This window comes from Pseudomonas sp. RC2C2, assembly GCF_018390435.1.
Taxonomy (GTDB): Bacteria; Pseudomonadota; Gammaproteobacteria; order Pseudomonadales; family Pseudomonadaceae; genus Aquipseudomonas; species Aquipseudomonas donghuensis.
The window spans coordinates 937,073-955,503 of sequence record NZ_JAHBAX010000002.1; the positions used below are offsets into that span (position 1 = coordinate 937,073).

18 protein-coding genes and 1 pseudogene are annotated in these 18,431 nt (G+C 61.8%); 8 read left to right on the forward strand and 11 right to left on the reverse strand.

What is annotated here, in order from left to right:
• Positions 1 to 2: 2 nt before the first annotated feature.
• The 3 genes from cobN to KHO53_RS22990 all read left to right on the forward strand — a co-directional run bounded on the left by cobN (position 3) and on the right by KHO53_RS22990 (position 5,432).
• Entirely contained in the window at positions 3 to 3,764 is a 3,762-nt protein-coding gene (gene cobN, locus KHO53_RS22980) for a cobaltochelatase subunit CobN (RefSeq protein ID WP_213570921.1), read from the forward strand.
• Between the two features lies 1 nt (position 3,765).
• Positions 3,766 to 4,767 carry a magnesium chelatase ATPase subunit I gene (locus tag KHO53_RS22985; RefSeq protein ID WP_213570922.1) on the forward strand — a complete coding sequence of 334 codons (1,002 nt, stop codon included), beginning with the start codon at positions 3,766 to 3,768 and terminating at the stop codon, positions 4,765 to 4,767.
• A gap of 95 nt (positions 4,768 to 4,862) precedes the next feature.
• Positions 4,863 to 5,432: a vWA domain-containing protein gene (locus KHO53_RS22990; RefSeq protein WP_397386664.1), complete on the forward strand. Its 570-nt coding sequence runs from the start codon at positions 4,863 to 4,865 to the stop codon at positions 5,430 to 5,432.
• Between the two features lie 111 nt (positions 5,433 to 5,543).
• Here the strand turns inward: KHO53_RS22990 and KHO53_RS22995 are convergent, their stop codons facing one another.
• Positions 5,544 to 5,810: a DUF1652 domain-containing protein gene (locus KHO53_RS22995; protein WP_100782718.1), complete on the reverse strand. Its 267-nt coding sequence runs from the start codon at positions 5,808 to 5,810 to the stop codon at positions 5,544 to 5,546.
• Between the two features lie 192 nt (positions 5,811 to 6,002).
• Here KHO53_RS22995 and KHO53_RS23000 point away from each other — a divergent pair, with 192 nt between their 5' ends.
• From KHO53_RS23000 to KHO53_RS23010, 3 genes are all read left to right on the forward strand, one after another.
• Positions 6,003 to 6,308: a hypothetical protein gene (locus KHO53_RS23000; RefSeq protein ID WP_213570923.1), complete on the forward strand. Its 306-nt coding sequence runs from the start codon at positions 6,003 to 6,005 to the stop codon at positions 6,306 to 6,308.
• A gap of 50 nt (positions 6,309 to 6,358) precedes the next feature.
• A complete protein-coding gene (locus KHO53_RS26070; RefSeq protein WP_189638163.1) occupies positions 6,359 to 6,718 on the forward strand; it encodes a carbohydrate-binding module family 14 protein in 360 nt (119 codons plus the stop codon).
• A 232-nt stretch (positions 6,719 to 6,950) separates the two neighbouring features.
• Positions 6,951 to 8,276 (forward strand): sigma-54 dependent transcriptional regulator, encoded by a 1,326-nt coding sequence (locus tag KHO53_RS23010; RefSeq protein ID WP_010222042.1) that lies wholly within the window; start codon positions 6,951 to 6,953, stop codon positions 8,274 to 8,276.
• 49 nt (positions 8,277 to 8,325) lie between these two features.
• Here KHO53_RS23010 and fapF read toward each other — a convergent pair whose 3' ends face one another.
• The 8 genes from fapF to pnuC form a co-directional block, all read right to left on the reverse strand.
• The gene (fapF, locus tag KHO53_RS23015) at positions 8,326 to 9,606 is read right to left on the reverse strand and encodes a fibril amyloid transporter FapF (RefSeq protein WP_010222043.1); all 1,281 of its coding nucleotides are present in this window, start codon (positions 9,604 to 9,606) and stop codon (positions 8,326 to 8,328) included.
• 46 nt (positions 9,607 to 9,652) lie between these two features.
• Positions 9,653 to 10,405: a fibril amyloid subunit FapE gene (gene fapE / locus KHO53_RS23020; protein ID WP_010222044.1), complete on the reverse strand. Its 753-nt coding sequence runs from the start codon at positions 10,403 to 10,405 to the stop codon at positions 9,653 to 9,655.
• A gap of 33 nt (positions 10,406 to 10,438) precedes the next feature.
• Positions 10,439 to 11,119, reverse strand: a complete 681-nt coding sequence (gene fapD / locus KHO53_RS23025; RefSeq protein ID WP_010222045.1) for a fibril amyloid maturation endopeptidase FapD — start codon at positions 11,117 to 11,119, stop codon at positions 10,439 to 10,441.
• A gap of 64 nt (positions 11,120 to 11,183) precedes the next feature.
• Entirely contained in the window at positions 11,184 to 12,737 is a 1,554-nt protein-coding gene (gene fapC / locus KHO53_RS23030; protein WP_036995819.1) for an amyloid-like fimbrin subunit FapC, read from the reverse strand.
• 52 nt (positions 12,738 to 12,789) lie between these two features.
• Positions 12,790 to 13,362 (reverse strand): fibril amyloid subunit FapB, encoded by a 573-nt coding sequence (fapB, locus tag KHO53_RS23035; RefSeq protein WP_010222047.1) that lies wholly within the window; start codon positions 13,360 to 13,362, stop codon positions 12,790 to 12,792.
• 1 nt (position 13,363) lies between these two features.
• Complete coding sequence (gene fapA, locus KHO53_RS23040) at positions 13,364 to 13,801, reverse strand: functional amyloid chaperone FapA (protein ID WP_213570924.1); 438 nt, start codon at positions 13,799 to 13,801, stop codon at positions 13,364 to 13,366.
• Between the two features lie 325 nt (positions 13,802 to 14,126).
• Positions 14,127 to 14,651: an AAA family ATPase gene (locus tag KHO53_RS23045; RefSeq protein WP_159388538.1), complete on the reverse strand. Its 525-nt coding sequence runs from the start codon at positions 14,649 to 14,651 to the stop codon at positions 14,127 to 14,129.
• Positions 14,648 to 15,214: a nicotinamide riboside transporter PnuC gene (gene pnuC / locus KHO53_RS23050; RefSeq protein ID WP_010222050.1), complete on the reverse strand. Its 567-nt coding sequence runs from the start codon at positions 15,212 to 15,214 to the stop codon at positions 14,648 to 14,650. The genes KHO53_RS23045 and pnuC overlap by 4 nt, the downstream gene beginning before the upstream one ends.
• A gap of 236 nt (positions 15,215 to 15,450) precedes the next feature.
• On the opposite strand from pnuC, the gene KHO53_RS25820 reads away from it, so the two are divergent.
• Positions 15,451 to 15,585 carry a hypothetical protein gene (locus KHO53_RS25820; RefSeq protein ID WP_257792413.1) on the forward strand — a complete coding sequence of 45 codons (135 nt, stop codon included), beginning with the start codon at positions 15,451 to 15,453 and terminating at the stop codon, positions 15,583 to 15,585.
• 79 nt (positions 15,586 to 15,664) lie between these two features.
• On the opposite strand, the gene KHO53_RS26075 is transcribed toward KHO53_RS25820, so the two are convergent.
• Both KHO53_RS26075 and KHO53_RS26080 read right to left on the reverse strand, forming a co-directional pair.
• Positions 15,665 to 16,399: a methyl-accepting chemotaxis protein gene (locus KHO53_RS26075; RefSeq protein ID WP_374045277.1), complete on the reverse strand. Its 735-nt coding sequence runs from the start codon at positions 16,397 to 16,399 to the stop codon at positions 15,665 to 15,667.
• Between the two features lie 123 nt (positions 16,400 to 16,522).
• Positions 16,523 to 17,299 (reverse strand): annotated as a pseudogene (locus KHO53_RS26080) (cache domain-containing protein); the annotation flags it as partial.
• A 300-nt stretch (positions 17,300 to 17,599) separates the two neighbouring features.
• Between KHO53_RS26080 and KHO53_RS23060 the strand changes: the two are divergent.
• Entirely contained in the window at positions 17,600 to 18,430 is an 831-nt protein-coding gene (locus KHO53_RS23060; RefSeq protein WP_036995815.1) for an undecaprenyl-diphosphate phosphatase, read from the forward strand.
• Position 18,431: the final 1 nt, after the last annotated feature.

The window sequence follows — 18,431 nt, forward strand, 5'->3', positions numbered from 1 at the left end:
CCATGCACCTGCTGCGGACCCAGCCCGGTGGCTTTGTACCGGACGACAGTATTGCCGACCTCGGCCAGACCCCGGCCGAGCTGGTAATCCTCTGCAGCGGTGACTCGCACCTGGCGCTGCTGGCCGAAACCGCCCAGCAGCTGCCCGAGGCGTTCCCCAGCCTGCGTCTGGCCAACCCGATGCAGGTCCAGAATCACGCCTCGGTCGACCTGTATGTCGACCAGGTGCTACGCCATGCCAAGGTCATCCTGGTGTCGCTGCACGGCGGCGTCGGTTACTGGCGCTATGGTGTCGAGCAACTGCTGGAACTGACCGCCCGTGGCGTGCAACTGATCCTGGTGCCGGGCGACGACCGGCCGGACCCGGAACTGACCCGCCTGAGCACGGTGCCGGCCGAGCAGGCCGAACGGCTCTGGCACTTTTTGCGCCAGGGCGGCAAGGCCAACGCCTTGAACCTGTTCAACTGCCTGGCCAGCCAGTACCTGCAGGGCGACTACCCCTGGAGCGAGCCGCAGCAGCTGCCGCGCACTGCGGTGTATCACCCGCGCAAGGCCGCTGCGGTGCTGGAGGACTGGTTCGACGAGTGGCAGGTCGAGCAGCCGGTGGTGCCGATCCTGTTCTACCGCTCGCACCTGCAGGCGGCCAACACTGCCTTTATCGATACCTTTTGCCAGCGCTTGCAACGGGCCGGCCTCAACCCCTTGCCGATTGCCGTGGCCAGCCTCAAGGAGGCAGGTTGCCTGCAACAGGTCGAGGATTGGCTGGACCAGGTTGACGCGGCGCTGATCATCAACACCACAGGCTTTGCCCAGTCCAGCCCCGAGCAGCCGCACCTGCGCCCGTTCCGCCGCGATATCCCGGTGTTGCAGGCGATCTGCGCCCAGGACAACGAGCCGGCCTGGCAGGCCAGCGAGCAAGGCCTGGGCGCCCGCGACCTGGCCATGCACATCGCCTTGCCGGAGCTGGACGGGCGCATCATCACCCGGCCGATCAGCTTCAAGGACCTGGCCTGGCGCAGTGAGCGCAGCCAGTGCGATGTGGTTTGCTACCGGGCCCAGCCCGAGCGCATGGACTTTGTCGCCGAGCTTGCGCGGCGTTGGTGCGACCTGGCACAGCTACCCAACGCGCAGAAACGCGTGGCGCTGATCCTCGCCAACTACCCGACCCGCGATGGCCGCATTGGCAACGGCGTGGGTCTCGACACCCCGGCCGCCGCGCTGAACATCCTGCGCGCCTTGCAGGCTCAGGGCTATCCCGTGGCACCCTTGCCCGACAGCGGCACGGCGCTGATCCAGGCCCTGCTCGGCGGCGTCAGCAACGACCTGGACAGCCTTGACCTGCGCCCGTGCATGCAGAGCATGGCCCTGGACGATTACCTGGCGGCTTTTGCCGCTTTGCCCGAGGCCAACCAGATGGCTGTGCGCGAGCGCTGGGGCGAGCCGAGCCAGGACCCGATGTTCCGCAGCGGGCGGATGATGATCGCCGGTCTGCGCTACGGCCTGACCTTCGTCGGCATCCAGCCGGCACGGGGTTACCAGTTGGACCAGAGCGCGGTCTACCACGACCCCGACCTGGTGCCGCCGCACGGCTACCTGGCGTTCTACTTCTGGCTGCGTCACGGCTTTGCCGCCGATGCGCTGATCCATGTCGGCAAGCACGGCAACCTGGAATGGCTGCCCGGCAAAGGCGTCGGCCTGTCCGACAGCTGCTGGCCGGACGCCTTGCTCGGGCCGCTGCCGAACATCTACCCGTTTATCGTCAATGATCCGGGCGAGGGTGCCCAGGCCAAGCGCCGCACCCAGGCGGTGATCATCGACCACCTGATGCCGCCGCTGACCCGCGCCGAAACCTACGGGCCATTGCGCAACCTGGAGCTGCTGGCCGACGAGTACTACGAGGCGCAACTGCTCGACCCGCGCCGGGCTCGGGAGTTGCAGCGCGATATCCTCGCGCTGGTACGCGACAACCATATCGACCGTGAACTGCAGATCGAAGGCGCGCTGGACGACGCGGCGGTGTGGCTGCCACGCCTGGACACCTACCTGTGCGACCTCAAGGAGTCGCAGATCCGCGATGGCCTGCATGTGTTCGGCGAGTCCCCGAGCGGACGCCTGCGCATCGACACCTTGCTGGCCCTGTTGCGGGTTGAGCGGGGCGATGGGCGCGGGGCCAACGGTAGCCTGTTGCGGGCCTTGGCCAGGGCGCTGAAGCTGGGCTTCGATCCGCTCGATTGCGACCTTGGCCAGCCCTGGCAGGGCCCGCGCCCGGCGCTGCTGGCCGACCTCGATGCGGCGTTGTGGCGTACCGCAGGCGATACCCGCGAGCGCCTGGAGCGGTATGCCAGCCAGCTGATCGAGCAGACCCTCGATGGCAGCGTGCAGCTTGCCGGCGGCCCCGAATGGGTGCAGGTGCAGGCCATTGTCGAGGCGCTGGAGCATCAGGTCGCACCGCAACTGGATGGCTGTGGCCCGGCAGAAATGCATGGCCTGCTCGCGGCCCTGGACGGGCGCTTCGTGCCCGCTGGCCCGAGTGGCGCACCGAGTCGCGGGCGCCTGGACGTGCTGCCGACCGGGCGCAACTTTTATACCGTCGATGTGCGCAACCTGCCGACCACCACCGCCTGGCGCATCGGCTTTGCCTCGGCCAACCTGATTCTCGAGCGTCACCTGCAGGACCATGGCGATCACCTGCGCCAGCTGGGCCTGTCAGTGTGGGGCACGGCGACCATGCGCACCGGCGGCGACGATATTGCCCAGGCCATGGCCCTGCTTGGCGTGCGGCCGGTATGGGCCAGCGGCAGCCAGCGCGTCGACGATTTCGAGATCCTGCCCTTGAGCCTGCTCGACCGCCCCCGGGTGGACGTCACCTTGCGGGTGTCGGGGTTCTTCCGCGATGCCTTCGGCAACCTGATCAAACTGTTCGATGCTGCTGTGCAGGCGGTGGCGGCGCTGGATGAGCCGGATGACCTCAACCCCCTGGCGGCCAAGGTGCGCAGCGAGCGCGCCGAGTTGCTGGCCCAGGGCCTGGACGCCGAACAGGCGGGCCGTCAGGCCGGCTGGCGGGTGTTCGGGGCCAAGCCGGGCGCCTATGGCGCGGGTGTGCAGAATGCCATCGACGGGCGCCTGTGGAACGAGCGCCAGGACCTGGCCGAGGTCTACCTCAATCACGGTGGCTATGCCTATGGTGCAGCCGATGACGGCACGCCGGCGCGCGCGCATTTTGCCCTGCGCCTGAGCCAGGTGCAGGCGGTGGTGCAGAACCAGGACAACCACGAGCACGACCTGCTCGACTCCAACGACTACTACCAGTTTCAGGGTGGCATGCTCGCCGCCGTGGAAAGCCTGAGCGGCAACAACGTTGCCAGCTACCACGGCGATCACAGCCAGCCCGACCGGCCACGCATCCGCACCCTCAAGGAAGAGCTCAACCGGGTGATCCGTGCCCGGGCGCTGAACCCCAAGTGGATCGACGGGGCCAAGCGCCACGGCTACAAAGGTGCCTTCGAGCTGGCCGCCACCGTCGATAACCTGTTCGCGTTCGATGCCACCACGCACCTGATCGACGACCACCATTACCAGTCGCTGGCCGACGCCTACGTGCTCGATGGGCCGACCCGCGATTTTATCCGCCAGCACAACCCCGAGGCGCTGCGCGACATCACCGAGCGCCTGCTCGAAGCCCAGCAGCGCGGGCTCTGGCAGGAGCCCGGCGAGTACCGCGAAGCCCTGGAAGAACAGCTGCTGGACGGCGAAGAAGAGAATTGAGATGAGCGAACCTGCACACTTCCCCCTGGCCGCCGTGGTTGGCGCCGATCAGCTGAAGCTGGCGTTGTGCCTGACCGCCATCGACCCGAAGATCGGCGGCGTGCTGATCGAAGGGCCGCGCGGCATGGCCAAGAGCACCCTGGCCCGGGGCCTGGCTGATTTGCTCGGCGAGGGGCCGTTCGTGACCTTGCCCTTGGGCGCCAGTGAGGAGCGCCTGGTTGGCACACTTGACCTGGATGCGGCACTGGGCCAAGGCAAGGCGCAATTCTCCCCCGGTGTGCTGGCCAAGGCCGACGGCGGCGTGCTTTATGTGGATGAAGTCAATCTTCTGGCGGATCACCTGGTCGACCTGTTGCTGGACGTGGCTGCCAGTGGCACCAACCGGGTCGAGCGCGACGGTATTTCCCACCGCCACAGCGCCCGTTTCGTGCTGATAGGCACCATGAACCCGGAGGAGGGCGAGTTGCGCCCGCAACTGCTCGACCGCTTCGGCCTTAATGTCGTGCTCGAAGGCCAGCCGTTGCCCGAAGCCCGTGGCCAGATCATTCGCAGGCGCCTTGATTTCGACAGTGATCCCGAGGCGTTCTGTGCCCAGTGGGCGCCCGCTCAGGCGGCCCTGCGCGAGCGTTGTCACGGTGCTCGCGAACGTTTGACGCAGATTGCCCTGGATGACCAGGCCCTGGCGCAGATTACCGAGCGCTGCTTTGCCGCTGGCGTCGATGGCTTGCGCGCCGACCTGGTCTGGCTGCGGGCGGCCCGGGCCCACGCGGCCTGGCGTGGTGCGCCGGCGATCGAAGCCGAGGATATCGATGCCGTGGCCGAATTCGCCTTGCGCCATCGCCGCCGTGAAGCCCCCGCGCCACAACCGCAAGCGCCAGAAAACGGTGCGGCGATGCCGCCATCGGCCGGCCAGCAAGGCCAGGGTCAATGGGGCGAACTGGCGCCACAAGCCACCCCGAGCGGCGCCCGGCGCGAGGTACCGAGCTGGGCAAAAAAGCCCTGAGCATCCGCCGGCACACCAGCGCGGATGCCAAACCCCGACCCGGAGCACTTGCCGCAGGCCCGCGTGGGCGTGGCAAGCAGGCTGCATCCGGCGCGGTGGCCTGGCCCGCGACCTTGCTCAAGGGCCGCCCGCGCACGCGCACCGACCTGTGCTGGCAACAGCGCACGGCCAGCGCCCATGAGTTGTGGCTGGTGATTGTCGATGCTTCGGCGTCAACCCGCCGCCACCAGGCCCTGAGCCGGGCCAAGGGCATGCTTGGCGAGTTTTTTGATCAGGCCTACCGCCGTCGTGCGCGGCTGACCCTGCTCACCGCCAGCGGTAACGCGCCGCGTTGGCAACGCCACGGGCTGAAAGCATCGGCGAGCTTGCAGCCGTGGCTGGAGGCGTTGGGGGCGGGCGGCGGTACGCCATTGCTGGCGGCACTGGAGCAGGCACGGGACTGGCTGCAGGCGCGTCAACGACGCTATCCGGCAGAACTGCAGCGATGCCTGATCGTGACGGATGGCCGGCTCAAGGCTTGGCAGGCGCTGCAGCCGCTGCCTTGCCAATCGCTGTTGGTGGATATCGAAAGTTCGCCGGTCAAGCTGGGAAGGGCACAGTTACTTGCGCAACAACTGCATGCCGATTACCAGCACCTGGAGACACTGGCGGTGCTCGGTGGATAACCTGGCATCAATAAAAACAATTGCGGCCACGTGTCGCAGTTTGTCCCGCGAGTTATAGCAACGTTGCCAAAGGCGTGCGCGAATACAGCGCCTTTGGCAATTAAACACTCTTTACTTGGGCATCGACCAAGGCTGCAGCGCATAACCTTTCTCGCTCAACTCGGCACGAACTTCTTCAATCAAATGAGCCAGTTGCGCAGGGTCGGAGTAGGTGCTGCAAGGAACTTGCTTGCTGCCAATGCGGGTGCTGGTCCGGTCGATGACTGCCAGGCTCAACTCGCCGGTACCGTTGGGTACATCCCAGGCAACACACTGGAAAGGTTCAAAGGCGTGGTCGGCAATCAGCAGGGCTTCGTTGACACGCAGCGGGGCGTTCATGGGTTCGGTCTCTCTGTGGGCCCAAACATGGAATAAACCCGCGCGCCTGTTTGCGCCGCGGTGAGTTACTTGTACTGATGCACCCGACCGGGGGGCAAGTCACACTTCTTTTGAAAATATTTTAATACCGCTCATCGGTCCATGTTGGCTACCTGGCACTTTTTGTCAGTAGCGGCCAATTAGGAAGGGGCGTTGAATAAGGCCAGCCAGAGTGCTCATGCACTCATGACAGGGGGCGGGATGAGCCAAGGTATATCAACGAAGCAGCTATTGCCGTCACCTTCAGTTCTCGAAGCCGTGGAAAATAACCTCGCCGATACCCTTGAGCGTGCGACGGTGCGGATTCCTGCCTACCCGAAAATGGCCGCCAACCAGCTTGGCCAATGCCCCGGCGCCGTGCGTATTTATGAGGTGGGTTCGGCCAACACGTTTCGTTGTGATTACAACACTATCAATGCTGGCGGTTGGTTTCTGACACGCACAAAGCCTGCCGGCTGAATCAAGTCAGTGAGATTGAAACGAACATCCACGAAGCAATGAGGTGCATCATGTCATACCGTTCGCGCAACACCGCATACCGTACTCTGGGTCGGCTAATCGCGGTATCAGCTCTCGCCTGGTTGGCTGGCTGCAGTTCGTCTGGGGGGATTAGCAATGAGCAAGTTCAGGTGGACTGTGCCGCGGCCGGGGCAGGAAACCATCCTAATCCAACCGACTGTACGCGATACTACAACTGTTTATTTAAAGACGGTAAATGGTATCGCTTCTCTTTTACTTGCCCGGCCGGTGCTTTCTATTCCGTTTCGGCTCGGAAATGTGCTGTCGCCTCCAGTTGTCCAAATGCGGCCCAACCTGCAACTGGCCAGTTGGACCCCGCCTTGCCCGAGCGCCGGCAGCTGGTTCGCTGAGTACGGAATGCCCATGCGCTTGACTGCATAATCCCCCACGGTGGCCGCAGTGATACCGCCCCGGTATCCAGCTCGTTGCGGCGCCGCTTTTGACCCGAAATCCGCGACCAACGCGCCTTCCCAACAGACAGACGGTAGTGGGATATTGACGCATCGTTGCTACTGTTAAAACGGGCCTGCCAACACACTGTTTCTACTTAAAATTTCAACTATTGGCGCCAAGGAAAAGGTCATGCTAGAGCCTGCATCCAACCGCCGCCTGCTGATCGTCGATCCGTGCGATGACTGTCATCGCCTGTTGCCAGGCTTGCGCAGTGTGGGCTGGGATGTGCATAGCTGTACCTTGTCTTCGGCCCTTGAGCATCCCTGCGACGTAGGCCTGTTGCGCTTGCAGGCTTCGCACCTGCAGCCCCCGGATGCGGTCAAGGACCTGATCAGCCGCAGCAACACCGAATGGATCGCGGTCTTGAGCGCCGAAGAGCTGCGGGCGCAGAATGTCGGCGATTTTGTCTGCGAATGGTTTTTTGACTTTCATACCTTGCCGTTCGATGTCTCGCGGGTGCAGGTCACCCTCGGCCGGGCCTTTGGCATGGCGCGCCTGCGAGGCAAGGGCAACGTGCATGTCGACGAGACCGAGCATGAACTGTTGGGCGATAGCCATCCGATCCGCGAGCTGCGCAAGCTGCTGAGCAAGCTGGCGCCCACCGAGTCACCGGTGCTGATCCGCGGCGAAAGCGGTACCGGCAAGGAGTTGGTGGCGCGGACCCTGCATCGCCAGTCCCAGCGCCACGACAAGCCCTTCGTGGCGATCAATTGCGGCGCGATCCCCGAACACCTGATCCAGTCCGAACTGTTCGGCCATGAGAAAGGCGCCTTTACCGGCGCCCATCAACGCAAGATCGGCCGTATTGAAGCGGCCAACGGCGGCACCCTGTTTCTCGATGAAATCGGCGATCTGCCACTGGAGCTGCAGGCCAACCTGCTGCGTTTTTTGCAGGAGAAGCATATCGAGCGGGTGGGCGGCAGCCAGCCGATTGCCGTGGACGTGCGGGTTTTGGCCGCCACCCATGTCGACCTGGAAAAGGCCATCGACAGCGGGCGCTTTCGCGAAGACTTGTATTACCGCCTCAATGTGCTGCAGGTCGTCACCGCGCCGCTGCGAGACCGCCACGGCGATCTGTCGATGCTGGCCAGCCATTTTTCGCATTTCTACAGCCTGGAAACCGGGCGACGCCCGCGCAGCTTCAGCGAGGATGCCTTGGTGGCGATGGGCAAGCACGATTGGCCGGGCAATGTACGTGAACTGGCCAATCGGGTCCGGCGAGGTCTGGTTTTGGCCGAGGGCCGGCAGATCGAGGCTCAGGACCTGGGGCTGCTCAGCCCGCATGCTTTCGTCCCGAGCATGGGCACCCTTGAAGACTACAAGCACCGGGCTGAGCGCCAGGCTTTATGCGATGTGCTCAACCGGCACAGCGACAACTTGAGTATTGCCGCCAAGGTACTGGGGGTTTCCCGGCCTACGTTCTACCGGCTGTTGCATAAGCATCAAATTCGTTGAGCACCGCTGGAAAAGCCCGCTGAAGCGGGCTTTTTCGTGGGCGCGAGGATTAGAAGTAGTACGGAAACTTCAGACTGAAGGAGAAGTCTGGCGCGTCGTCGGTCAGTCCAATGGACAGGTTGGGGACGATGGTCAGGTTGTCGGTAGCGGCAAGGGTCATGCCGATGTTGAAGTTTGCCGCGTTGTAGTCGCTGCTGGGAACCGACTGCCAGTCGCCGCCATCGGGTTTGATCTTGCTTTTGCTGGCAAACTGGTCGGAGAACGAAAACGACATACTCATTTTCTCGTTCAAGGCAAAGGCAATACCGGCACCGATCTGCCAGGAGTCGCCAAGCTTCACGTCACCCGGGACTTTGGTGTTGATCGTCGGGCTGATATCGCTGAACGAGTCTTGCATGTTGTAGGTGTAGGACAGGCTGCCGAAGAGCACGGCAGGGTCGAAGGTCTTGACCAGCGAAATACCTGGTGTGATCGCCCAGACACCATTGCCGGTGGGGAGGCTTTCGGGCACCGACAAGTTGTCGTTGGTGGGGTCGTTGACCAGCTTGATGCCATAAGGCTCCTTGCCGGTGGGGGCCTTGACCCGCAGGGTGACGACTGCGTCGGGCAGGTTTTCCGATTCATCCAGAAACTTGTAGGCAACGCCGAAGTTGACATCGCCAATGGTGGGATCGCGTCTGACGGTCGCTTCGGATGAAACCGGGCCGGCGCCACCTGCGCCGCCAGAGGAGTAGGTGGATTCGCGGTAGACCACGGGGACGTTGATGTCGAACTGCCAACGCTGATCCAGGTTGTAGCGGGCCGTCAGGTCCAGGGTCCAGTTGTCCGCTTTGATGCGGTCGAGGTTGATGTTGCCGAGGAAAATCGAGTCCAGTGCCAGAAAACCGTTGAGGACCAATGCCCGAGTATCGTAGTGGGTGTAGGTCAGGCCGGTTTCGACGCTGAACTTGCCGCCACCGAAAAAGCCGCTGGCTTCGTCATACAGGTTGGAAACGCTTTGTGCAGGCTCCGAATCGTCTTTGAGCGACTGGCCGTAGGAGCTGCCGGTGGTACCCGGCGCACCGGATGCCACGGTCTGGCCACCCTTGACCGTCTCGGCAGGGGACCTAGTCAGACGTTTGGGGGCAGGTGTGGCAGGTGCTTCTTCAACCTGGCGAACGCGTTGTTCGAGGACCATCAGCGCTTGCTGCTGTGCTTCGTAACGCTGTTTCAACTCCATGAGTTCTTGTTTTAGTGCTTCGACCTGGGGGTCGGCGGCTGCGTAGAGCAATGTGGCTGGAGCCAGGCTACTCAAACAGACGATAGCCCTGAACGTCATCGATCGGTGCATGGGTTAGCCGTCCCTTCTGCATTCGGATGGTGAGACTGAGCGTAGATCAGAATCCGAGCGTGCGAAGGCCTTTGAGCTGATCGAGGTTGCCGTTCAGCGCCCCGGCGGTCGGCACGTTGTCACGTAGCACGACATTCAGAGAGGTGAGGTTGCTGACCTGGTTGCCAGCGCCGAGCAAGGTGGTGTTCTGCATCAGCCCGCCCTGAGCCAGGCGCTGCACGGTGCTGCCCTGGTTGTTGCTGGCGACGATGTTCAGTTGCACACCGCTGCCGGTGGACGAAATGCTCAGCGAGCCTGCGCCGTTGGCGCCGACCAGCGTCGAGCCTGCGGCCAGTGCCTGGCCTTGTGGTTGGGTTGCGGTTGCTGGCGCCTGGTTGGCCCTGGTGACGTTGATATCAACGTTGTTGTAGGCGCTGTTGTTGTCACCGGCAGCACGCACGATCTGCGTCACGCCTTCGGTGCTGCTGAGGCCGCTGCCACCGGTGACGGTGCCGGTCCCGGTGTTTTGCGAACGCGCCGAGCCCGTGCCTTTTTCGTCGATCATTGACACATAGAATTGTGGCGTGATGGTCGACTGTTGAATGTGCATCGAGGACGTTGCGCCGATGACTTCACCATTGGCATTTTGCCAGGTGCTGCTCATGACAATGCCAAAGCTGATGATCCGCCCCGGCATGACAAAGCGGCCTCGCAGGTTTGCCAGTTCCTGATCCTTCAGTTCAATGGGTTTGAGCGTCTGCGCCTGGGTTGGCAGGCTGGTGGCCAGGCAAAGCACGGCGAGCCAGATTGAAGTCTTCATTGGATGCTCCCGGAGCTTCGTGCTCCCTTGTCATTAGAAGAAGTCGCTTGGGATGAATCCGAAATCCATCAGCTCGGCGTCTTGCACCGGAGTGAAGGTGTTGATGCGGTTCTTGGCGGTAAGCGGTAGCGGCGGGTCGAGCAGGGCATTGGTCTTGTCGTAACCCTGGCCGATGATGGCAAAGATGATGCCGTTCCAGCCTTTGACAAAATCGTCGACTTTGAAGCGCTTATGGCCAAGCACCGGATCACCGATGTATACCCAGCCGTTGTGAACTTTTTGCATGACCACAAAATGCTTGTAGCCACGGATGTCCATCAGCACCACCACCGGAATGCGGATGGTGTGCAAGGTCTCGACGGCTACCCGGTAACCGCGGGCACGCATGCCCAGGCTTTCGACATAACGCTTCATGTCGAGCATGGAGAAGCCCTGGACACGGACCAGGTCCTGATCGGCGTGGGCCAGCATGCCTTCGATAATCTGTTCTTCATTCACGTCCAGCCAATAGGCCTGGCGCAATATGGTCGCCAGGGCAGCGGCGCCGCAACTGAAGTCGGTTTTCTGTTGCACAAGGTCGGCGAATTTGCGCTCGCGTACGCTTTGGATGGGCTTGAATATCACCGCACCACCCGGCAACACGGAAAGTGGCATTTGTGCAGCTTCACTCAGACTGGCCAGGCAAAGAAAAAACGCCAAGACGATAATGCGCATGTTCGACACCCCCCTGCTGGTAGTGAAAAAAGGCCCCCCGAAGGGGGCCTCCAGGCCACGGCAATTACATCGAGGTGTTGGAGATGGCCAGCGAGTTGCTTTGTTGGTTGCCCACACCAGCAGCTACGTTGACGCCCAGGTTGCCACTGCCACCATTAACCGAACCGTTCAGGGTTGCAGTGTTGGTCACAGGGTTTGCCCAGCCAATTGGAGTCAGCACTTGGAAGGAAACACTGTTGCTCAGCTCAAACGAGTCGGCTTCGCTGTAGCTTTTCGAGATGGAGCTCGAAGACTCAGAAGCTTTTTCGTAGGCTTTCTCGAACGAGGAGGACGACGATTTATCGTACGAAGATTCACGGGACTTATCGTAAGAAGAGTCACGGGACTTATCGTAAGAAGAATCACGGGATCTATCGTAGGAAGAATCACGCGATTTGTCGTACGCATAGTCACGCGATTTATCCCACGACGAGTCGCGCGATCTGTCGAACGAAGAGTCGAACGAAGTTTCGCGCGATGCATCGAACGATGCATTAAGCGTTACATCAAGCGATGCACTGGCTTCTTGGCTGCGGGTGCGTTCGCGACGGCCATCATCCGTGGTAACGGACCGGGCAGCCTCGGCGGCGGCGTTCAGTGCGACGTCCAGAGAAGCACTGCTGGTTGCGCTGGTATCGCGGCTGTTGGAACCACTGGCATTCGAGCTGTGGGAACCACTGGCACTCGAGCTGCCCGAACCGCTGGCACTCGAGCTGTTGGAGCCGCTGGCACTCGAGCTGTTGGAACCGCTGGCAGTCATGCTGTTGGAACCGCTGGCACTCCAGCTCTTCGAACCGCTGGCCTCAGAGCTGCGCGAACCGCTGGCACTGGAGCTCGACGAAGCGCTCTTATCAACACTGGCGTCGAAGGTGCCTTCGCGAGAAGACGAACCGCTGATGGTTTTGGTAAAGGTCAGCGTATCCAGACGGGTTTCCCGATCGGCGTAGTTGTTGACAGTCAGGCCAGGACCGTTTTGATTGGCAGAGGCGGTGGCTCTTGCGTTACCGAGTGGCGCATTGGTATTGGCAATGGCCATGGTGTTTTTCTGTTGGTTAAGGTCGCCACCCGCAATGTTGATACCGACGTTGCCGTTGGCACCACTGGCAGATCCGCTCATGACCGCAGAGTTTTGCGTCGACCAGTTGTTGACCTTGTTGTTGTTGCTGTATTGCGTGACGCGGGCGGTAGCTTCGGCAGTACCGAAGACGAAGGTGTTGTCAACGCTCGATTCGGATTGAGCGTTGGCGATGGCCGCGGCGTTGTCTTGTTGGTTGCCGTTACCGGCCGCCACGTTGACACCGACGTTGCCGCTCGAGCCTTCGGCGGAATCGGTCATCTCGGCTGAGTTCTCGGTCCCTTCGTTGTGGATGCGGTTGCCGGTGCTGCGCTGGCTATCATTGGCATTGGCAGTCGCATAGACAGGGATCTTGGTTGGAGGAGGGGTGTGGTGACCGTTGTTGTGGTGACCATTGTGATGATGGTCATTGCCACGCCGATCATTCTGCCCAGCTTGTACAGCAACAGCCATGACCGCAGCAATTGCGAACACCAGAGGCTTGAGTGCCATCGAGGGTTTCATGGTGATTCTCCGTACTTTATTTTAGGTTAAGTGTTGTTCCTAACTATTTGGGTCAGTCCGCGACCCGTATGCTCAGGGTGTTGGCCGTTCGGTTTCCCACCCCTGCACTCTGATTCAACTGAATCACCCCACGGCTACCGGTGAAGGCCTGGTCACTGGTGGTGACCTGGCGATAGCCGGGTGCAGCGTCAGCTGGATCGGAGTTGTTGAGCAGCGCCACGTTTTGCTGCATGAGGACGCTGTCGTCGATACTTTGTGGCTGCGCACTGATGCTGATACGCAGTGCGTTGGCTTGCTGGGTACTGGCACCGGCGCTCTGGTTGACCCCCAGTGCGCCGCTGCCCTGGCTGAAGGCATTGCCCTGGATGTTGGCTTGGGCTGCGATCGCGGGGTCGCCAGGGCTGCGCAGGCGTTGACGTATCTGGGTGTTTGCGCTGGCGCCATGGCCAATGGCGAAGGCCCGGGCGTTGGCCTGTTGCTGTTGATCGCCGGCAGCCTGGTTGACTGTGAGGTTGCCTTGGTAATGCGTGCCGGAACTGTCGATGGTGGCGTTGTTGATCACTGGGGGCTGGGCGAAGGCCGGGGCACTGCAAAACATGGCCAGAATCAGCAGCGAGTGCTTCATCTCATTGGCCTCCGGTCAGGATCTGCAGGGGCGCCAGGCCTTTTTGCATATTTGAATTGACCATGTTGGAGATGCCGTTGCCGGCGTTGCCGGAACGTCCGCCGGCCAGGTTGGGCAGTTGGGTCTGGTTGTTGATGTTGCCGCCCAGGTTATTGGTCTGTTGCGTGACCAGGACATTGATGCCGGCACCGCTGCTGATCGAGGCAAAGTCGCCATCGCTCAACTCGTTGGTTTGCTTGAGAACGTGTGCCGACGGGTTGGTATTGACGGTGGTCGGGTAGGGGTCGGGAGCCAGGGGGGGACGCATGGCGTTGCGTGGTTGCACATCGCGGGTAATCACGATGATCCCGTTCTCGGCCTGGACGGGCCAGCTCAAGCTTGACCCCAATGCACATCCGACCAGCAGGAGGCGATAAATACCCTTATCAATCTTTCCCACGATGGCAATTCCTTCTTCGAGTGCGCAGGCCGTACTTAGCGGTGCGAGGAAGAGAGCAGAAGGTGTGCCGGTTTCAATTTGTCGCGGAAAAACAACGGTTTGAGTTTATTGAGCGCAATTGTGAAAATTTCGTGTAACGCCATTGAGACGCAGATGGCGTACAAACATGGATCCAGCGCGCGCCTGCGCTCATCAAGGGGCCCGGACCGTGGCTGTTTCAGGTGTTTAACACTGTTGCGTACGCGCACTGGGGCCGCTTTAGATCGCGGGTTTGTGCAGTGACCAGTGTTTCAGGAATGGACATTTGGCTGCAGAGGGCGGCCATTCAGGCCTTGAGCAAGCGCTCTACCGCTGCAAATGCCGCGCACCGGCGCTGCTCCCAGTCGCCTTGCACCACCTGATATGGCAGCTGGTGCAGCGCCAACCAGTCAGCGGTAGCCTGGAAAAACGCCTGGCGTTCGGCCAGTTGCGGCTGGCAGCGTTGCCCGTCGTCGTGCCAGGCAATTGACTCGGGGCTGAGCAGTAAGTGCACGTCATAATGGCGCGCCAACAAGGCCGCTTCGAGCCACGCCGGGCAATCGCCAAACAACGTGCGGCTCCAGAGCATGTTGCTCAACAGGTGGGTATCGAGAATCAGCAGATGCGGCTGCCGGGCGCGGGCCGCGTCTTCCCAGGCCAACTGCCCGCGGGCGATGGTCGGGATGTCGGCATAGCAGGTATCGCGTGCCTGTTCGTCAATGAAGTGACGTACGAACTCGCCCACCAGCTCGCCACCGAAGTGCGCCTGGATTTCATGGCTGAGCCAGCTTTTGCCGCTGGATTCAGGGCCCGTGAGTACCAAGACCTTCATGCGTAGGCCAGCGCCGGGTCACGCCGCCAATCGCGCCAGCCCTGCACCGCGATCAGGGTGAACAGCGCGTAGAGCGCGGCAGTCAGGTACATGGCCTTGTACAGGAACAGGCCAACGAAAATCACATCGAGGACGATCCACAGCGGCCAGCACTGCAGACGCTTTTGCGCCATCCACAGTTGCGCGACCAGGCTGAAACCGGTCAGGGCGGCGTCCAGCCATGGGTGGGCGGCGTCGGTCCAGGTGGCCATGGCCGCACCCAGGCCCAGGCTGCCGAGCAAGCCGATACCCAGGCCAAAAGCAACCGAATGCGTCGGCAACAGACTGACCTGGCGCGCCTCGCGCACGCTGTCCGGACGCGTCCATTGCCACCAGCCATAGAGTTGCAGCACGGCATAGACCAGTTGCAGAAGCATGTCCGAATACAGCTTCACGTCATAGAAGACCCAGGTGTAGAGCAGCACCATCACCAGGCCAATCGGCCAGCACCAGGGGTTCTGCTTGGCAGTGAGCCAGACGGCGATAACGCCGAGCACGGCGGCGAACAGTTCGAGGCCGGACATCGGCGTTCCTTGGTAGTGTGCGCAAAGGCGCGATTGTACCTGTTGGCGCTACTTCTGGCATACGCGAGGGACGCACAGGCATGAGGTTTGGACTGCCACCTAGCATTTTTGTCAGTTGTTGGCCTCGATAACGAGGTATTGAATAAGGGGCGACTTTAACCAGGTCGGCCCTTTTTCATGGCGGTATGCACGCAGGGCCGAAACGTTGTTCCCCCCTGCTACCGAGGCTGTCTGCCATGAATGACTTGCAAACCGATACCATCGAATCCACGACCACCAGCGAGCTGCCTGCGCTGTCGCTGTTCGCCTCGGTGACGCCGGTCAGCGGCTATGACACGGGCGTGCCAAGGGGTACTTGTGCATGGGTGTAGCCTCCTTCCATGGGGGAGGCTTTACCTTAGGGGCAATTTCGTCAGGCAGTCTATTGGCAGAAGTTTTACATGATTTGCGTTAAACCCGGAATTGCCGCAGCAGTTGCTCAAGCTGCGTGCTCAACCGTGTAAGCGCTTTGCCCGAGTCGCTGGAGTGCTGCGCCGCCAGGGCGGTTTGCTGCGACAGGTCCGCCGTTTCGGTGACGTTGCGGTTGATCTCTTCGACCACATGGGACTGCTGCAAGGTGGCACTGGCAATCGAGGCATTGAGCGCCGTCAGGTTGTGCAGTGCCTGGCTGATGGCATCCAGGCTCAACCCGGCTTCGCTGGCCTGCTCGACGGTCTGGCGCGAGGCCTCGCTGCTGGCGTCGATGGCCTTGACGGCCGCTTCGGACTGGCCTTGCAGGTGTTCGATCATGCTCTGGATTTCGGCGGTGGACTGTTGGGTGCGCTGGGCCAGCAGGCGCACTTCGTCGGCCACCACGGCAAAGCCGCGGCCTTGTTCGCCGGCGCGGGCCGCTTCGATGGCCGCGTTGAGGGCCAGCAGGTTGGTCTGCTCGGCAATCGAGCGAATCACCTCAAGCACGCTGCCAATGCGTGTGCTTTGGCCGGCCAGGGCGCGAATGACCTGCACGGCTTCATCGATGGTCGCCGACAGCTGGTCGATACGTTGCAGGCTGCCATGGATACTCTGCTGGCCTTGTTCGGCGCGCAACTGGGCATCGCGCATCTCGCTGGAAGCCTGTTCGGCATTCTTGGCCACATCCTGCACCGCATAGGTGACTTCGTTGATCGCCGTGGCCACCTGTTCCATTTGCTGCGACTGCTGCTCGCTGCGTTGCTGGGCCTGGCCGGCGTTGTTGCCAACATCGGTGGCCGATTGCCCCAAGGCATGCACCGCGCCCTGCAACTGGCTGACCACGCCCTGCAATTTGCCGGTGAAGCTGTTGAAGTGGCTGCCCAACTGAGTGACTTCATCGCTGCCATGGGTATCCAGGCGCCGGGTCAGGTCACTTTCGCCACTGGCGATGGTGGCCATCGCGTCGACCGCTTCCTGCAGCGGCCGGGCAATGCTGCGGGCGATCAGCACCACCAGCAGGGTCATCACCAGGGCGATGCCCAGGCCGAGAATCGAGGCATCGCGCAACTGGCGGATGAACTCGGCCTGCATGTCGTCGATGTAGACGCCCGAGCCGATCACCCAGCCCCACGGCTTGAACAGCTGAACGTAGGAGGTTTTTTTCACCGGCTCGCTGGCACCCGGCTTCGGCCAGCGGTAATCGATGCTGCCGGCACCCTTGGCCTTGGCCAGGGCGGCCATCTCGTTGAACAGGGCAAAGCCGTCCGGGTCGCGAATCGCCGACAGGTCCTGGCCGTCGAGCTTGGGGTTGGTCGGGTGCATGATCATCTTCGGCCCAAGGTCATTGATCCAGAAGTAGTCATTCTGGTCGTAACGCAGGCCGCGCACCGCGCTCAAGGCTTGTTGCTGGGCGGCATCGCGGCTGAGGGTACCGGCCGCTTCCAGGCCCTGGTAATACGCCAGCACCCCGGCGGCGGTCTCGACCACGTGGCGGGTCTTTTCGGCCTTGGCCTGGTACAGGTCACCGTGGATCTGGCGCAGCATCAGCAGCCCCAGGGTTACCAGCATCACCACTGCCACCACCAGGATCAGCCACAAGCGCCGGCTGATCGACATACTGCGAAGAGTTTTCATGGACTGCTTACCCCGAATTCTTTTTATTGTTGCCTACATCCAAGCATGCTTTGCCCCCCGAACCTACTCGACCAAGGGCTAAGTGCTTGATTCGTTGAGGTCTGTTGCGTCGTCCCAGCAGCGTTTATCCGAGAGGTCTGATAGGATTTCGGCCTCAACGGGGTAAACCTGAAGGCCGCGTGAACTTTTCTGCTGGCTTTGCGACCAGCTGTCGCTGTAAAACGGCCAGGCGCTGAACAGCCATTGGCAATCAAAAGACTATAAAGGGGCATGCCGCAGGCATCGCCCCACGGGGGAAGCATGGATCTTTGGACCGGCCTGCAGGCTGTCATTCTAGGTATTGTCGAAGGCTTGACGGAGTTCTTGCCGATCTCCAGTACCGGCCACCAGATCGTCGTCGCCGATCTGATCAACTTCGGTGGTGAGCGGGCCATGGCCTTCAACATCATCATCCAGCTGGGCGCGATCCTGGCGGTGGTCTGGGAATTTCGTCGCAAGATCTTCGACGTGGTAGTGGGGCTGCCGCGTCAGCGCGAAGCACAACGCTTCACCGTCAACCTGCTGATCGCCTTCATGCCGGCGGTGGTGCTCGGCGTGCTGTTCGCCGACCTGATCCATGAATACCTGTTCAACCCCATCACCGTGGCCGCCGCCCTGGTGGTCGGTGGCGTGATCATGCTCTGGGCCGAGCGCCGCCAGCATGTGATCCGCGTTGACCAGGTCGATGACATGCGCTGGACCGACGCCCTGAAGATTGGTTGCGCCCAGTGCCTGGCGATGATCCCGGGCACTTCGCGTTCCGGCTCGACCATCATCGGCGGCTTGCTGTTCGGCCTGTCGCGCAAGGCGGCCACCGAGTTCTCGTTCTTCCTGGCCATGCCGACCATGGTCGGTGCCGCCGTGTACTCGGGCTACAAATACCGCGAGCTGTTCCAGCCCGACGACTTCCCGGTATTTGCCATCGGCTTCGTGGTGTCGTTCATTTTCGCCATGATCGCCGTGCGCGGCCTGCTCAAGTTCATCGCCAACCACAGCTACGCGGCCTTCGCCTGGTACCGCATCGGGTTCGGCCTGATCATTCTCGGCACCTGGCTGTTCGGTTGGGTCGACTGGACCACGGCGCACGGTTGAG

Excerpts from the sequence above, each read along its gene's own strand:
- cobN (WP_213570921.1), top strand. The coding sequence starts at position 3 with ATGCACCTGCTGCGGACCCAGCCCGGTGGCTTTGTACCGGACGACAGT.
- KHO53_RS22985 (WP_213570922.1), top strand. The coding sequence starts at position 3,766 with ATGAGCGAACCTGCACACTTCCCCCTGGCCGCCGTGGTTGGCGCCGAT.
- KHO53_RS22995 (WP_100782718.1), bottom strand. The coding sequence starts at position 5,810 with ATGAACGCCCCGCTGCGTGTCAACGAAGCCCTGCTGATTGCCGACCAC.
- KHO53_RS26070 (WP_189638163.1), top strand. The coding sequence starts at position 6,359 with ATGTCATACCGTTCGCGCAACACCGCATACCGTACTCTGGGTCGGCTA.
- KHO53_RS23010 (WP_010222042.1), top strand. The coding sequence starts at position 6,951 with ATGCTAGAGCCTGCATCCAACCGCCGCCTGCTGATCGTCGATCCGTGC.
- fapF (WP_010222043.1), bottom strand. The coding sequence starts at position 9,606 with ATGCACCGATCGATGACGTTCAGGGCTATCGTCTGTTTGAGTAGCCTG.
- fapE (WP_010222044.1), bottom strand. The coding sequence starts at position 10,405 with ATGAAGACTTCAATCTGGCTCGCCGTGCTTTGCCTGGCCACCAGCCTG.
- fapD (WP_010222045.1), bottom strand. The coding sequence starts at position 11,119 with ATGCGCATTATCGTCTTGGCGTTTTTTCTTTGCCTGGCCAGTCTGAGT.
- fapC (WP_036995819.1), bottom strand. The coding sequence starts at position 12,737 with ATGAAACCCTCGATGGCACTCAAGCCTCTGGTGTTCGCAATTGCTGCG.
- fapB (WP_010222047.1), bottom strand. The coding sequence starts at position 13,362 with ATGAAGCACTCGCTGCTGATTCTGGCCATGTTTTGCAGTGCCCCGGCC.
- KHO53_RS23045 (WP_159388538.1), bottom strand. The coding sequence starts at position 14,651 with ATGAAGGTCTTGGTACTCACGGGCCCTGAATCCAGCGGCAAAAGCTGG.
- pnuC (WP_010222050.1), bottom strand. The coding sequence starts at position 15,214 with ATGTCCGGCCTCGAACTGTTCGCCGCCGTGCTCGGCGTTATCGCCGTC.
- KHO53_RS25820 (WP_257792413.1), top strand. The coding sequence starts at position 15,451 with ATGAATGACTTGCAAACCGATACCATCGAATCCACGACCACCAGCGAG.
- KHO53_RS26075 (WP_374045277.1), bottom strand. The coding sequence starts at position 16,399 with ATGGAACAGGTGGCCACGGCGATCAACGAAGTCACCTATGCGGTGCAG.
- KHO53_RS23060 (WP_036995815.1), top strand. The coding sequence starts at position 17,600 with ATGGATCTTTGGACCGGCCTGCAGGCTGTCATTCTAGGTATTGTCGAA.